Source organism: Pseudomonas sp. B21-023, from assembly GCF_024749165.1.
Taxonomy (GTDB): Bacteria; Pseudomonadota; Gammaproteobacteria; order Pseudomonadales; family Pseudomonadaceae; genus Aquipseudomonas.
This window is the reverse complement of the sequence record NZ_CP087190.1, coordinates 4,555,431-4,570,108: the sequence shown is the minus strand read 5'-3', so window position 1 is coordinate 4,570,108 and position 14,678 is coordinate 4,555,431. Positions and strand designations below refer to the sequence as shown.

The 14,678-nt window shown below is 62.3% G+C and carries 13 protein-coding genes; 12 read left to right on the top strand and 1 reads right to left on the bottom strand.

Features of this window, described 5'->3' with window-relative positions; translation table 11 throughout:
- Positions 1–106 precede the first annotated feature (106 nt).
- Positions 107–1,069: an NAD(P)H-quinone oxidoreductase gene (locus LOY42_RS20615; protein WP_198754678.1), complete on the top strand. Its 963-nt coding sequence runs from the start codon at positions 107–109 to the stop codon at positions 1,067–1,069.
- Between the two features lie 93 nt (positions 1,070–1,162).
- Here LOY42_RS20615 and nadB read toward each other — a convergent pair whose 3' ends face one another.
- On the bottom strand, positions 1,163–2,776 hold the full coding sequence (gene nadB / locus LOY42_RS20610; RefSeq protein WP_046856844.1) for an L-aspartate oxidase: 1,614 nt from the start codon (positions 2,774–2,776) through the stop codon (positions 1,163–1,165).
- A 436-nt stretch (positions 2,777–3,212) separates the two neighbouring features.
- Here nadB and rpoE point away from each other — a divergent pair, with 436 nt between their 5' ends.
- The 11 genes from rpoE to pdxJ all read left to right on the top strand — a co-directional run bounded on the left by rpoE (position 3,213) and on the right by pdxJ (position 14,608).
- On the top strand, positions 3,213–3,794 hold the full coding sequence (rpoE, locus tag LOY42_RS20605; RefSeq protein WP_010220971.1) for an RNA polymerase sigma factor RpoE: 582 nt from the start codon (positions 3,213–3,215) through the stop codon (positions 3,792–3,794).
- Positions 3,795–3,825: 31 nt separating this feature from the next.
- Positions 3,826–4,416, top strand: coding sequence for a sigma-E factor negative regulatory protein (locus LOY42_RS20600; protein ID WP_102681609.1), 591 nt, complete (start codon positions 3,826–3,828; stop codon positions 4,414–4,416).
- 12 nt (positions 4,417–4,428) lie between these two features.
- The gene (locus tag LOY42_RS20595; protein WP_139669527.1) at positions 4,429–5,394 is read left to right on the top strand and encodes a MucB/RseB C-terminal domain-containing protein; all 966 of its coding nucleotides are present in this window, start codon (positions 4,429–4,431) and stop codon (positions 5,392–5,394) included.
- Between the two features lie 201 nt (positions 5,395–5,595).
- A complete protein-coding gene (locus tag LOY42_RS20590) occupies positions 5,596–7,002 on the top strand; it encodes a DegQ family serine endoprotease (RefSeq protein WP_408981087.1) in 1,407 nt (468 codons plus the stop codon).
- Between the two features lie 105 nt (positions 7,003–7,107).
- A protein-coding gene (locus tag LOY42_RS20585) for an IS3 family transposase (RefSeq protein WP_258599081.1) occupies positions 7,108–8,327 on the top strand; the annotation gives its coding sequence in 2 pieces (ribosomal slippage) (positions 7,108–7,456 and positions 7,456–8,327; 1,221 coding nt in all).
- Between the two features lie 271 nt (positions 8,328–8,598).
- Complete coding sequence (lepA, locus tag LOY42_RS20580) at positions 8,599–10,398, top strand: translation elongation factor 4 (RefSeq protein ID WP_038705563.1); 1,800 nt, start codon at positions 8,599–8,601, stop codon at positions 10,396–10,398.
- 5 nt (positions 10,399–10,403) lie between these two features.
- On the top strand, positions 10,404–11,258 hold the full coding sequence (lepB, locus tag LOY42_RS20575) for a signal peptidase I (RefSeq protein WP_110697764.1): 855 nt from the start codon (positions 10,404–10,406) through the stop codon (positions 11,256–11,258).
- 160 nt (positions 11,259–11,418) lie between these two features.
- Positions 11,419–12,108 carry a ribonuclease III gene (rnc, locus tag LOY42_RS20570; protein WP_023630413.1) on the top strand — a complete coding sequence of 230 codons (690 nt, stop codon included), beginning with the start codon at positions 11,419–11,421 and terminating at the stop codon, positions 12,106–12,108.
- Positions 12,101–13,003: a GTPase Era gene (gene era, locus LOY42_RS20565; protein WP_031315023.1), complete on the top strand. Its 903-nt coding sequence runs from the start codon at positions 12,101–12,103 to the stop codon at positions 13,001–13,003. The genes rnc and era overlap by 8 nt, the downstream gene beginning before the upstream one ends.
- Before the next feature lie 137 nt (positions 13,004–13,140).
- A complete protein-coding gene (gene recO, locus LOY42_RS20560) occupies positions 13,141–13,824 on the top strand; it encodes a DNA repair protein RecO (protein WP_110697766.1) in 684 nt (227 codons plus the stop codon).
- A 61-nt stretch (positions 13,825–13,885) separates the two neighbouring features.
- A complete protein-coding gene (gene pdxJ, locus LOY42_RS20555; RefSeq protein ID WP_219730207.1) occupies positions 13,886–14,608 on the top strand; it encodes a pyridoxine 5'-phosphate synthase in 723 nt (240 codons plus the stop codon).
- Positions 14,609–14,678 lie beyond the last annotated feature (70 nt).

Sequence of the window (14,678 nt, the reverse complement as noted above, 5' to 3'; positions counted from 1 at the left end):
GCCGTCTTATCCGTTCGCCGGTTCCATCGGAGCCGGACGCATACTGCAAAAAGCCTGGGACTTGGCGTGCCCAGGCTCGGTCATATGATTCAACTATGGAGGCACTGTGAAGGCATTGCAAGGCGTTGACGGACATGTGGCGTGGGTCGAGGCCGAGCGCCCGGCCTGCGATGCCGGGCAGGTACGTATCCGTGTGGCCGCCGCGGGCCTGAACCGCGCCGACCTGCTGCAGCGGGCGGGGCTGTACCCGCCGCCTCCTGGTGCCAGCCCTTATATGGGGCTGGAATGCGCCGGCGTCGTCGAGGAAGTCGGAGCGGGTGCCGATTGGCGTGTGGGCGACCGGGTCTGTGCATTGCTCGCCGGTGGTGGCATGGCCGAGGAGGTGGTGGTCGACGCCCGTCATGTGCTGCCGGTGCCCGAAGGGTTGAGCCTGCAGGAAGCCGCTGCGATTCCCGAGGTGTATGCCACGGCCTGGCTGAACATCTTCCAGCTGGGGGCATTGAAGGCTGGCGAGAAGGTATTGGTGCATGCCGGGGCCAGTGGTGTGGGCTCGGCGGCGATCCAGCTGTGCAAGGCCTTCGGCAACCCGGTGTGGGTCAGCGTCGGCTCGCCGGCGCGGCTGGCCTACTGTGAGTCGCTGGGGGCCGCAGGTGGCGTGGTGCGCAATGGCAACCTCGATGACCTCAAGCAGCTTGGTCCATTCGATGTGATTCTGGACCCTGTGGGCGCCAGTTATGCGCCGCTCAACCTGCAGCTGCTGGCTCGTGACGGGCGTTGGGTGATCATTGGCCTGATGGGCGGACGCAAGGTCGAGCTGGACCTGGCGCTGGTGTTGGGCAAGCGCCTGGAAATCACCGGCTCCACGCTGCGCAACCGTGATGACGGGTTCAAGGCCGAATTGTTGCGCGAATTGCGCCAGCAGGTGTGGCCGTTGTTCGCCGAGGGGCGACTGTCGCCACAGTTGGTCGATACCTATCCGGTCGAATTCGCCGAAGCGGCCTATGCGGAACTGGCAAGCAACCAGGTTTCCGGGAAGCTGGTGCTGGTGATCGATCCAGCCCTCGTTTGATGGCGGTTCGTGGGAGCGGGCTTGCGCCGCGATGACGATACAGAGGCTGTCATCCCTTCGCGGTGCAAGCGCGCTCCTGCGCCTGTCCAGGCCTTACTCGTGGTTCGGTGGCACCAGGATCGTGTCCCTGGCCTCAGGCAGCATCCCTGGATAATCCAAGGTGTAATGCAGGCCCCGGCTTTCCTTGCGCTGCATGGCCGAACGGATCATCAACTCGGCCACCTGCGCCAGGTTGCGCAGCTCGATCAGGTCACGGCTGACCTTGTAGTTGCTGTAGAACTCGTCGATTTCGTCCAACAGCATGCGCACCCTGTGCTCGGCCCGTTGCAGGCGCTTGCTGGTGCGCACGATGCCCACATAGTCCCACATGAAGCGCCGCAGTTCGTCCCAGTTGTGCGCGATGATCACGTCCTCGTCCGAATCGGTGACCTGGCTTGCGTCCCAGCAGGGCAGGGCGCGGGGCATGGCGACCTGGTCCAAGCGCGCCTCGATGTCGGCGGCGGCGGCGCGGCCATAGACGAAGCATTCGAGCAGCGAGTTGCTGGCCATCCTGTTGGCGCCATGCAGGCCGGTGAAACTGGTTTCGCCGATGGCGTACAGGCCAGGCACGTCGCTGTGGCCGTGCTCGTCGATCATTACCCCGCCACAGGTGTAATGGGCCGCAGGCACCACCGGGATAGGCTGGCGGGTGATGTCGATACCGAAGGTCAGGCAGCGTTCGTAGACCGTTGGGAAATGGCTCTTGATGAAGTCGGCCGGCTTGTGGCTGATATCCAGATAGACGCAGTCCACCCCCAGGCGCTTCATCTCGTGGTCGATGGCGCGGGCGACGATATCCCGTGGCGCCAGCTCTTCACGTGGGTCGAAGCGCGGCATGAAACGCTCGCCGTTGGGCAGGCGCAGCAGGGCGCCCTCACCGCGCAGGGCCTCGGTGATCAGGAAGCTCTTGGCCTGCGGATGGTACAGGCAGGTTGGGTGGAACTGGTTGAACTCCAGGTTGGCCACCCGGCAGCCGGCGCGCCAAGCCATGGCGATGCCGTCGCCGCAAGCACCGTCGGGATTACTGGTATAGAGGTAGACCTTGGCCGCGCCGCCGGTGGCCAGCACGGTGAAACGGGCACCGAAGGTGTCCACCTCGCCGGTGTTGCGGTCCAGGACGTAGGCGCCAAGGCAGCGATCTCCGTCCAGGCCCAGGCGCCGCTCGGTGATCAGGTCGACGGCCACGCGCTGTTCCAGCAATTGGATGTTCGGCCGCTTGCGCGCCTGCTCCAGCAACGTGGTGAAGATAGCGGCACCGGTGGCGTCGGCGGCATGGATGATGCGCCGGTGGCTATGGCCCCCTTCGCGGGTCAGGTGGAACTCGAAACCACCGTCGTCGACGCTGTAGTGTTCGTCGCGGGTAAACGGCACGCCTTGCTCGATCAGCCACTGGATGGCCTCGCGGCTGTGCTCGACGGTGAAGCGCACGGCATCTTCATGGCACAGGCCGCCACCGGCGTTGAGCGTGTCCTCGACATGCGACTGCACGGTATCTGTGTCATCGAGCACCGCGGCGACACCGCCCTGGGCCCAGAAGGTAGAACCGTTGGCCAGGTCGCCCTTGCTCAGCACGGCAATGCGCAGGTGGCCGGGAAGGTTCAGTGCCAGGCTGAGACCGGCGGCACCGCTACCGATCACCAGGACATCATGTTGGAATTGTTGGCTCATGTCGGGACACTAGTAATCTTTGGAGGGGGCACGGCACAATAGTCGGGCGCCGATGGCATTGTGAAACTATCGTGAAACCGGGTCGGGATGCCTTTATAGCAGCCCCGGGCGCCTGATTTCCAATGGCACTTGCGGGTGGGTGGCGATCTTTGTGGGAACTTTCCGATACCCCTGGAAATCCTATACAGGCTGCCCGTACGCCACAGGTTGCTGCGGCGACGCAAGGCGCCGGCTCTATTCTGGGCTGGCACCTGCGTAACGAAAACTGATTATCGGCGCAGCCGGCCGTGACCGCGTTGCGTCTTCCGTGCGAGCCGACCAAGGGCCGCAGGAAACTTGCTTGGAGGGGAGAACTTTTGCGAAAAGCCCGAGTCTATGGTTGCAAGCCTGAACGATGGCTGTTGCAACGCTCCTTCGAGATCACTGAGGAGTGTTCATGCTAACCCAGGAAGAGGATCAGCAGCTTGTCGAGCGCGTGCAGCGTGGCGACAGGCGAGCGTTCGATCTGTTGGTGCTGAAGTATCAGCACAAGATTCTCGGGTTGATCGTGCGTTTCGTACACGACACCCATGAAGCGCAGGACGTGGCGCAGGAAGCCTTCATCAAGGCATACCGTGCGCTTGGGAATTTTCGCGGTGACAGTGCGTTCTACACCTGGCTGTACCGCATTGCCATCAATACGGCGAAGAACTACCTGGTATCCCGTGGAAGACGGCCACCAGACAGCGATGTGAGCTCCGAGGATGCGGAGTTTTACGACGGCGATCATGGTCTCAAGGATCTCGAGTCCCCAGAGCGCGCGTTGTTGCGGGATGAAATCGAAGGCACTGTCCATCGAACCATCCAGCAACTGCCCGAAGACTTGCGCACGGCACTGACCCTGCGCGAGTTCGACGGACTGAGTTACGAAGACATTGCCAGTGTCATGCAATGTCCGGTGGGTACCGTGCGCTCTCGAATCTTCCGCGCTCGGGAGGCCATAGACAAAGCCCTGCAACCTTTGTTGCAGGAAACCTGAGACAGCGGCGATAGCCAAGAGAGGAACCGCCATGAGTCGTGAAGCTTTGCAGGAATCGCTGTCCGCGGTGATGGATAACGAAGCGGACGAACTGGAACTGCGTCGCGTGCTGAACGCCGTCGACGATGCCGAAACCCGTGCCACCTGGTCGCGTTACCAGGTTGCCCGTGCAGCCATGCACAAGGAGCTGCTGTTGCCCAAGCTGGACATCGCCTCGGCGGTTTCCGCGGCGCTGGCCGACGAGGCCGTGCCGGCCAAGGTCAAGCAGGGCCCGTGGCGCAGCATTGGCCGTCTCGCCGTGGCCGCTTCGGTGACCGTTGCCGTACTGGCGGGCGTGCGTTTCTACAACCAGGACGAGATCACTGGCGCCCAGCTGGCCGCCCAGCAGCCAGCCCAGCAGGGCCTGAGCATGCCGCAGGTGCAAGGCCCGGCCGTATTGGCAGGCTATAGTGAAGGCAACGAGCAACCGACCGGGCCGATGGCCAACGGTGTGCTGCAGAACCAGGCCGGCTGGGATCAACGCCTGCCAGGCTACCTGCGCCAGCACGCCCAGGAGTCCGCGCTGAAGGGCAACGAAACCGCACTGCCTTACGCCCGCGCCGCCAGCCTGGAAAACCGCTAAGTAAGGAGGATCATGCGCGCGCTACCTCTCCTGTCGCTGCTGCTTGGCAGCAGCCTGACGGTACAGGCCCTGGCCGCCAACTCTTCGCCCGAGGCGAGCGAGTGGCTCAACAAGCTGGCAAGGGCCGAGCAGCAGCAGAGTTACCAGGGTTCCTTCGTCTACGAACGTAACGGCAGTTTCTCATCCCACGATATCTGGCATCGCGTCCAGGACGGCAAGGTCAGCGAGCGGCTGCTGCAGCTCGACGGCTCGGCCCAGGAAATCGTGCGGGTCGACGGCAAGGTGCAGTGCGTCAGTGGCAACTTGGTCAGTAGCGTGAGCGCCGCGCCGGACACTGCCGCGCGGGTGCTCGATCCCCTGAAACTGATGAGCTGGTATGATCTGAGCGTGGCAGGCAAGTCACGCGTCGCCGGGCGCGACGCGGTGATTGTCTCGCTCACCCCGCGTGACCAGCATCGCTATGCCTTCGAATTGCACCTGGATCGGCGTACCGGCCTGCCTCTACGCTCGTTGATGCTCAACGACAAGGGCCAGTTGCTCGAGCGCTTCCAGATGACCCGCCTGGACACCGACGACGTGCCGACCGAGGCCGACCTCAGCGCCGGTGCTGCCTGCAGGCCGGTCGAACAGGTCGCCTCCGGCACCTCCGAAAGCGCTGCCGGGTGGCGTTCCGACTGGTTGCCGCCGGGTTTTGAGCTGGTCAACAGCTCGGTGCGGCGCGACCCCGAGCGCAAGAGTACCGTCAGCAGCCTGATGTATGACGATGGCCTGGCCCGTTTTTCGGTGTTCCTCGAGCCGATCGGCAACGAGCCCGGTATCGATACCCGTGCCCAGCTCGGCCCTACTGTCGCAGTGTCGCGGCGCCTGACCACGCCCAAGGGCAAGGTGATGGTCACGGTGGTCGGCGAGATTCCGCTGGGCACTGCCGAGCGTGTCGCCTTGTCGATGCGGGCCCAGGATGCCCAGGCGCGTCAATGACTGAGCAGTGCCCTGACAGCTCTTGTTACACAGAGCTGACATGAAATTAAGGCATTGTCATTTGCAATCCTGCCGCAAATTTTCTATAGGTCAGGCTTCTCGGAGTCTGGCCTTTCCTGCGTCTGCGGGAACCTTACTGCTAACTACGCTCGTTGTGACGGGAGCCGTATGTCAATACCACGCTTGAAAACCTACCTATCGATGTTCGCTGCCGTGCTGATGCTCGGCCAGGTGCTCAGTGCCCAGGCCGAGGAGTCCCTGCCGGACTTCACCACCCTGGTCGAGCAGGCCTCGCCGGCGGTGGTCAACATCAGTACCAAGCAGAAGCTGCCGGACCGCCGTGTCGCCGCCGGGCAGATGCCCGACCTGGAAGGCCTGCCGCCGATGTTCCGCGAGTTCTTCGAGCGCAACATGCCGCAGCAGCCGCGTTCGCCGCGCGGTGATCGCCAGCGTGAGGCGCAGTCGCTGGGGTCGGGCTTCATCATTTCCAGTGACGGCTACGTGCTGACCAACAACCATGTGGTGGCCGACGCTGACGAGATCATCGTCCGCCTGTCCGACCGCAGCGAGCTGCAGGCCAAGCTGGTGGGTACCGACCCACGCACCGACGTGGCGTTGCTCAAGGTCGACGGCAAGAAGCTGCCGACCGTCAAACTGGGCGATTCGGAAAAGCTCAAGGTCGGTGAATGGGTGCTGGCCATCGGTTCGCCGTTCGGCTTCGACCACTCGGTGACCAAGGGTATCGTCAGCGCCAAGGGCCGCACGCTGCCCAACGACACCTATGTGCCGTTCATCCAGACCGACGTGGCGATCAACCCGGGCAACTCCGGTGGGCCGCTGTTCAACATGAAAGGCGAGGTGGTGGGCATCAACTCGCAGATCTTCACCCGTTCCGGCGGCTTCATGGGCCTGTCGTTCGCCATCCCGATCGACGTGGCGATCGATGTATCGAACCAGTTGAAGAAAGACGGCAAGGTCAGCCGCGGCTGGCTGGGCGTGGTGATCCAGGAGGTCAACAAGGACCTGGCCGAGTCGTTCGGCCTGGACAAGCCGGCCGGTGCCCTGGTGGCCCAGGTCCTGGAAAACGGCCCGGCAGCCAAGGGCGGCCTGCAGGTGGGCGACGTGATCCTGAGCATGAATGGCCAGCCGATCGTCATGTCCGCCGACCTGCCGCACCTGGTGGGCAGCCTGAAAGATGGCGAGAAAGCCAAGCTTGAGATCATCCGCAATGGCAAGCGCCAGAACCTGGATGTGACCATCGGCGCATTGCCCGAGGATGACGCCGACATCGGCATGGGTGCGGGTGCCGATGGCAGCGCCGAGCGCAGCAGCAACCGTCTGGGCGTATCTGTCGCCGACCTCAGTGCCGAGCAGAAAAAGTCGCTCGAACTCAAGGGTGGGGTGGTCATCAAGGAAGTCCAGGATGGCCCGGCGGCCATGATCGGCCTGCGTCCGGGCGATGTGATCAGCCACCTGAACAACCAGGCCATTGCCTCGGCCAAGCAGTTCACCGAGATCGCCAAGGAATTGCCGAAGAACCGTTCGGTGTCCATGCGCGTGCTGCGCCAGGGGCGTGCCAGCTTCATCACCTTCAAGCTGGCTGAATAAGCGGATTGCAAGGTAGGAAAGGGCAGCCTCGGCTGCCCTTTTTCTTGAGCATGTCCCGTCCTGAATAAGGTTTACACCTCCCATCCCGAATTTCCGGAGAGTCAGATGGATCAAGGTGTAAAGCGCACACAGCGTGATTACTCGCTGTCTTTTAAATTGGCAGTGGTCGATCAGATCGAAAAAGGCGAGCTGACCTGCACCCAGGCCCGGGAGCGGTACGGCATCCAAGGAAAATCTACGGTTCTGGTATGGTTGCGTAAGCACGGTCGGCAGGATTGGAGCCAGGGGGCCTCGATCCGCGACGAGAGGAGCTGCGCGATGTCTGACCCCAAAACGCTCACTCCAGAGCAGCGAATCAAAGAGCTTGAGCAGCAGCTTGAGCTGATGAGTCAGAAGGCTCAGTTCTTTGAGACGGTCGTTGATGTTCTGAAAAATGACTACGGTGTATCGGTCGTAAAAAAGCGATCCGGCAAGTCCTCACGCAAGGTCAAGTCGCAGGACTGAGCATTGCCAGGGCTTGTCAGTTTCTAGGCATCAGTCGACAGGCATACTACAAGCGCAACCAAGCCGCTGATGACAAAGAGCGCCAGACGGATCGAGTGGTTGAGTTCGTACAGCAAATCCGGATGCGCCAGCCTCGTCTGGGTACACGCAAGCTGCACTATCTGCTGCATTGCCAACCTGACAGACGAGTCCAGCTCGGCCGAGACAGGCTTTTCCAGGTCTTGGGTGAGCGCCGCTTGCTAGTGCTGCCTAAGCGGGCGTATCACAAGACAACGCAGAGCTTTCATCGCTTCTACCGTCATCCCAACTTACTTAAGCCCGGCCCAAGCCAAGTCGTACCGACAAGGCCAGAGCACGTCTGGGTTGCCGACATTACTTATCTGCCCGCACGTAACGGCCCGCTGTATCTGAGCCTGGTAACGGATGCGTACTCCAGGAAAATTGTTGGCCACCACGTCCATGAAAGCCTGCATGCCGAGTCAGTGGCGCAAGCCTTCAAGCAGGCCTTACGAAAGCGACGTCGTCGCCAGCCATTAGTCCATCATTCGGATCGAGGCATCCAATACTGCTCGACGCTGTACCAGTCACTGCACCAACGGCACGACGTTCAGTGCTCCATGACTGATGGGTATGACTGTTATCAGAACGCGCTGGCGGAGCGCATCAACGGAATCCTCAAGACGGAGCTGTTGTTGAGGATCCCTGAAGATCTTGAGCAGGCGAGGAAGATGGTTGATGAGGCAGTGCAGATCTACAACACAGAACGGCCTCATATGGCCCTGAAAAACAAAACGCCCGATGCGGTGCATCGGGCGTTTTGAGGTCTGTCGGCCTACCTGAACAGGTGTAAACCTATTTCAGGACTAGACAGCAAGCAGGAGTAAAGGTCCTACGTGGGAGCGGGTTTGCCCCGCGATATTGTCAGATCAGGCAACAATTTCAACTGATCGGACGCCATCGCGGGGCAAGCCCGCTCCCACGCTAACCGATAGGCAGGTGACAAGGGTTCTCCCATATCCCTGCGGCTTGAGGTACAATTCCCGGCTATTTTTCGGCGGGCGTCCGGCTCGCAGCCTTTTCGAGTGTTGACCTGTGAGTGATTTGAGTCATATCCGCAATTTCTCCATCATCGCCCACATCGACCATGGCAAGTCGACGCTGGCCGACCGTTTCATCCAGATGTGCGGTGGCCTTTCGGCGCGCGAAATGGAAGCCCAGGTCCTCGATTCCATGGACTTGGAGCGCGAACGCGGTATCACCATCAAGGCCCACAGCGTCACGCTGCACTACAAGGCGCAGGATGGTAAAACCTACCAGCTGAACTTCATCGACACCCCCGGCCACGTTGACTTCACCTATGAAGTCTCGCGCTCGCTGGCGGCGTGCGAGGGCGCGCTGCTGGTGGTCGATGCCGGCCAGGGCGTCGAGGCGCAATCGGTGGCCAACTGCTATACCGCCATCGAGCAGGGCCTGGAAGTCATGCCCGTGCTGAACAAGATGGACCTGCCCCAGGCTGACCCGGACCGCGTCAAGGACGAGATCGAGAAGATCATCGGCATCGACGCCACCGACGCCGTGGCTTGCAGTGCCAAGAGCGGCATGGGCGTCGACGAGGTGCTCGAGCGCCTGGTACATACCATCCCCGCTCCGACCGGTGAGATCGACGCCCCGCTGCAGGCGCTGATCATCGACTCCTGGTTCGACAACTACCTGGGCGTGGTCTCGCTGGTGCGTGTGCGCCAGGGCCGCGTCAAGAAAGGCGACAAGATCCTGGTCAAGTCCACCGGCAAGGTGCATCTGGTCGACAGCGTTGGTGTGTTCACCCCGAAACACACCCAGACCGCTGATCTGAAAGCCGGTGAAGTGGGCTTCATCATTGCCAGCATCAAGGACATCCATGGTGCGCCGGTGGGCGACACCCTGACCCTGTCCAGCACCCCGGAAGTCGAAATGCTGGCGGGCTTCAAGAAGATCCAGCCGCAGGTTTACGCGGGCCTGTTCCCGGTCAGTTCCGACGACTTCGAGGACTTCCGCGACGCCCTGCAGAAGCTGACCCTGAACGACTCGTCTCTGCAATACATGCCGGAAAGCTCCGATGCCCTGGGCTTCGGCTTCCGTTGCGGCTTCCTCGGCATGCTGCACATGGAGATCATCCAGGAGCGCCTGGAGCGCGAATACGACCTGGACCTGATCACCACCGCGCCAAGCGTGATCTACGAGCTCGAGCTCAAGACCGGTGAGACCATCGTCGTCGACAACCCATCGAAGCTGCCGGACGTCTCGTCCGTCACCGACTTCCGCGAGCCGATCGTCACCGCGACCATCCTCGTGCCGCAGGAGCACCTGGGCAACGTCATCACCCTGTGCATCGAGAAGCGTGGCGTGCAGCGCGACATGCAGTTCCTCGGCAGCCAGGTGCAGGTGCGCTACGACATGCCGATGAACGAAGTGGTCCTGGACTTCTTCGACCGGCTCAAGTCCACCAGCCGCGGCTACGCGTCGCTGGACTACCATTTCGACCGCTACCAGTCGGCCAACCTGGTCAAGCTGGACGTGCTGATCAACGGCGACAAGGTCGATGCCCTGGCCCTGATCGTGCACCGCGACAACGCCGCCTACAAAGGCCGTGCGTTGACCGAAAAGATGAAGGAACTGATCCCTAGGCAGATGTTCGACGTGGCGATCCAGGCAGCTATCGGCGGCCAGATCATTGCGCGGACAACCGTCAAGGCGCTCAGAAAGAACGTACTGGCCAAGTGCTACGGTGGCGACGTCAGCCGTAAGAAGAAGCTGCTGGAGAAGCAGAAGGCCGGTAAGAAACGCATGAAGCAGGTAGGTAACGTGGAGATTCCACAGGAAGCCTTCCTCGCTGTGCTCAGGTTGGATAGCTAGGTCCTATGTCGCTAAATTTCCCGCTGTTGCTCGTCATCGCCGTCGCTGTCTGCGGTCTGTTGGGTCTGATCGACCTGCTGTTCCTGGCCCCGCGCCGGCGGGCGGCGATCGCCAACTACCAGGGCAGCGTCAGCCAGCCTGAAATGGCCGTGGTCGAACGCCTGAACAAGGAACCCTTGCTGGTTGAATACGGCAAGTCGTTCTTCCCGGTGCTGTTCATCGTGCTGGTGCTGCGTTCGTTCCTGGTCGAGCCGTTCCAGATCCCCTCGGGGTCGATGAAGCCGACGCTGGAAGTGGGCGACTTCATCCTGGTGAACAAGTTCTCCTACGGCATTCGCCTGCCGGTGATCGACAAGAAGGTCATCGAGGTGGGTGATCCGCAGCGCGGGGATGTGATGGTGTTCCGCTACCCGAGCGACCCCAACGTCAACTACATCAAGCGTGTGGTCGGCCTGCCGGGCGACGTGATCCGCTACACCGCCGACAAGCGGCTGTTCGTCAATGGCCAGGCGATTGCCGAGCAGTTGGTCGGCAGCGAGCCGGGCACCCTGGGCAGCGCTGAGCTGTACAAGGAAAAGCTCGGTGAAGCCGAGCACCTGATCCGCAAGGAAATGACCCGCTATCGCATGCCGCCGGACCAGCAGTGGACCGTGCCGTCCGGTCACTACTTCATGATGGGTGACAACCGCGACAACTCCAACGACAGCCGCTTCTGGGATGATCCGAACATTCCCAAGGAACTGCATGGCATGGTTCCGGACCGGAATATCGTCGGCAAGGCCTTTGCGGTCTGGATGAGCTGGCCAGAGCCGAAACTCAGCCACTTCCCGAACCTGTCGCGGGTCGGGCTGATCCATTGAGTAACGACGGCGCTGTCCACGGACGGCGCCGATTGCATTTCTGACATAGGCTGTGTTCTCAGGGAGCGAGGCTTTCGCCGTTTCCGGCGTCTGACCACAGTCAAACCGTCTTTCAGGATGTTGATTTGAACAACGCGTTGAACATTGCCGGGGTGGCCCCATGAGTGGTTCCCTTGCACGCCTGGAGCGCAAGCTCGGCTACACCTTCAAGAACCAGGACCAGATGCTGCTGGCCCTGACCCATCGCAGCTACGCCGGGCGCAATAACGAGCGCCTGGAGTTCCTTGGCGATGCCATCCTCAACTTCGTGGTCGGCGAGGCGCTGTTTGAGCGCTTCCCGCAGGCGCGTGAGGGCCAGTTGTCGCGTCTTCGCGCCCGTCTGGTCAAGGGCGAGACCCTGGCGCGGCTGGCCCGCGGCTTCGACCTGGGCGAATACCTGCGCCTGGGTTCGGGTGAGCTGAAAAGCGGTGGCTTCCGTCGCGAGTCGATTCTTGCCGACGCTCTCGAGGCCCTCATCGGTGCGATCTACCAGGACGCCGACATGCAGACCGCACGCGAGCGAATCCTCGCCTGGCTGACCGACGAGTTCGATGGCCTGACCCTGGTCGACACCAACAAGGACCCCAAGACGCGCCTGCAGGAGTTCCTGCAGTCGCGTGCCTGCGAGTTGCCACGTTACGAAGTGGTGGATATCCAGGGCGAACCGCATTGCCGGACTTTCTTCGTCGAATGCGAAGTGGTCCTGCTGAACAAGAAAAGCCGCGGCCAGGGCGTGAGCCGGCGTATCGCCGAGCAGGTCGCCGCCGCCGCCGCATTGATCGCCCTGGGCGTGGAGAATGGCAATGACTGAGAATACTTCGACCCGCTGCGGCTATGTGGCCATCGTCGGTCGCCCCAACGTGGGCAAGTCCACGCTGCTCAACCACATCCTCGGCCAGAAGCTGGCGATCACCTCGCGCAAGCCGCAGACCACCCGCCACAACATGCTCGGCATCAAGACCGAGGGTGACGTGCAGGCGATCTACGTTGACACCCCCGGCATGCACAAGGCCAACGACAAGGCCCTGAACCGCTACATGAACCGCAACGCCTCGGCGGCCTTGAAGGACGTCGACGTGGTGATCTTCGTGGTCGACCGCACCAAGTGGACCGACGAGGACCAGTTGGTGCTGGAGCGCGTGCAGTACGTGACCGGCCCGTTGATCATTGCGGTCAACAAAACCGACCGCATGGAAGAGAAGGCCGAGCTGATCCCGCATCTGCAATGGCTGCAGGAACAACTGCCGAACGCCGAAGTGATGCCGATTTCCGCGCAGCAGGGGCATAACCTCGAAGCGCTGGAAGCCCAGATCGCCAAGCACCTGCCCGAGAACGATCACTTCTTCCCGGAAGACCAGATCACCGACCGTAGCAGCCGCTTCCTGGCCGCCGAACTGGTGCGCGAGAAGATCATGCGTCAGCTCGGTGCGGAGCTGCCGTACCAGATCACCGTGGAGATCGAGGAATTCAAGCAACAGGGCCATGTGCTGCACATCCATGCGCTGATCCTGGTTGAACGCGATGGCCAGAAGAAGATCATCATTGGCGACAAGGGCGAGCGCATCAAGCGCATCGGCTCCGAGGCGCGCAAGGACATGGAAGTACTGTTCGACTCCAAGGTCATGCTCAACCTGTGGGTCAAGGTGAAGGGCGGCTGGTCCGACGACGAGCGCGCCCTGCGTTCGCTGGGTTACGGCGACCTGTAAACCCTTCGGCGGCACTGCCTCTGCTCCTGTGGGAGCGGCGATGCGGCGGCCCGACTTGCCTCGCGATGGCGAACGCGGGGCAAGTCGGGCCCCTCAACGCCGCTCCCACAGTCATGTCCGATATCGAGTGGTCTGTGATGGAACAACCCACCCCCCAGCCGGCCTACGTGCTGCACAGCCGCGCCTACAAGGAAACCAGTGCGCTGGTGGACTTTCTTACCCCGCAAGGCAAGGTACGCGCCGTGCTGCGCCGGGCGCGGGGCAAGGGCGGTAGCCTGGTGCGGCCGTTCGTGCCGCTGGAGGTGGAGCTGCGCGGGCGCGGCGAGTTGAAGAACGTCGGCCGTCTGGATGCCGTCGGTATTGCCGCCTGGTTGCACGGCGACGCGCTGTTCAGCGGGTTGTACCTCAACGAACTGCTGATGCGCCTGCTGCCCGCCGAGGCGCCGCATCCGGCGCTGTTCGAGCACTACACCCTGACCTTGCAGGCCCTGGCCGCCGGGCGTGCGCTGGAGCCGCTGTTGCGCTCCTTCGAATGGCGTCTGCTGGATGAGCTGGGTTATGCCTTCACCCTGGACCATGACGTCAACGACAGCCCTGTGGTCGCCGAAGGCCTTTATCGCCTGCAGGTGGATGCGGGCCTTGAGCGGGTCGAACTGTTCCAGCCTGGTTTGTTCAAGGGCGGCGAACTGCTGGCCCTGGCCCAGGCCGACTGGGAGGCGCCTGGCGCCTTGCTTGCCGCCAAGCGCTTGATGCGCCAGGCACTGGCAGTCCACCTGGGGCCCAAGCCATTGGTCAGCCGGGAACTGTTTCGCAAGCGCTGAGCACGACGTATGCTGTGGCCCTCAACTTTCAGGAGTGCCCTTCGTGACTCACAGCAACCGCATGCTTCTCGGCGTCAACATCGACCACGTGGCGACCCTGCGCCAGGCCCGGGGCACCCGCTATCCAGACCCGGTCAAGGCCGCCCTGGACGCCGAGGAAGCGGGTGCCGACGGCATCACCGTGCACCTGCGCGAAGACCGCCGGCACATTCAGGAGCGCGACGTGCTGCTGCTCAAGGACGTGCTGCAGACCCGCATGAACTTCGAGATGGGCGTCACCGAAGAGATGATGGCCTTCGCCGAGAAGATCCGCCCGGCGCATATCTGCCTGGTGCCGGAAACCCGCCAGGAACTGACCACCGAAGGCGGCCTCGATGTCGCCGGCCAAGAGGCGCGGATCAAGGCGGCTATCGAACGCCTGTCGCGCACCGGTGCCGAGGTGTCGCTGTTCATCGATGCCGACGAGCGGCAGATCCAGGCCTCGCGCCGTGTCGGCGCGCCGGCCATCGAGTTGCACACCGGCCGTTACGCTGATGCCGAGACACCGACCGAAGTGGCAGAGGAACTCAAGCGCATCGTCGATGGCGTGGCGTTTGGTGTTGGCCAGGGCCTGATCGTCAATGCCGGTCATGGCCTGCATTACCACAACGTCGAGGCGGTGGCCGCGATCAAGGGCATAAACGAGCTGAACATCGGCCATGCGCTGGTGGCCCATGCGCTGTTCGTCGGCTTCAAGGCCGCGGTGGCCGAGATGAAAGCGCTGATCGTCGCTGCTTCGCGCTGAGTCAATCGCGAGGTAAGCACCTCCCACAGGCTTTGCTGGAGCTCCTGTGGGAGCGAGCTTGCCCCGCGAT

Bases quoted from the DNA above. Each gene is read 5' to 3' on its own strand.
- lepB (WP_110697764.1), top strand. From the start codon at position 10,404: ATGTCGCTAAATTTCCCGCTGTTGCTCGTCATCGCCGTCGCTGTCTGC.
- rnc (WP_023630413.1), top strand. From the start codon at position 11,419: ATGAGTGGTTCCCTTGCACGCCTGGAGCGCAAGCTCGGCTACACCTTC.
- era (WP_031315023.1), top strand. From the start codon at position 12,101: ATGACTGAGAATACTTCGACCCGCTGCGGCTATGTGGCCATCGTCGGT.
- recO (WP_110697766.1), top strand. From the start codon at position 13,141: ATGGAACAACCCACCCCCCAGCCGGCCTACGTGCTGCACAGCCGCGCC.
- LOY42_RS20595 (WP_139669527.1), top strand. From the start codon at position 4,429: ATGCGCGCGCTACCTCTCCTGTCGCTGCTGCTTGGCAGCAGCCTGACG.
- rpoE (WP_010220971.1), top strand. From the start codon at position 3,213: ATGCTAACCCAGGAAGAGGATCAGCAGCTTGTCGAGCGCGTGCAGCGT.
- pdxJ (WP_219730207.1), top strand. From the start codon at position 13,886: ATGCTTCTCGGCGTCAACATCGACCACGTGGCGACCCTGCGCCAGGCC.
- LOY42_RS20590 (WP_408981087.1), top strand. From the start codon at position 5,596: ATGTTCGCTGCCGTGCTGATGCTCGGCCAGGTGCTCAGTGCCCAGGCC.
- nadB (WP_046856844.1), bottom strand. From the start codon at position 2,776: ATGAGCCAACAATTCCAACATGATGTCCTGGTGATCGGTAGCGGTGCC.
- LOY42_RS20600 (WP_102681609.1), top strand. From the start codon at position 3,826: ATGAGTCGTGAAGCTTTGCAGGAATCGCTGTCCGCGGTGATGGATAAC.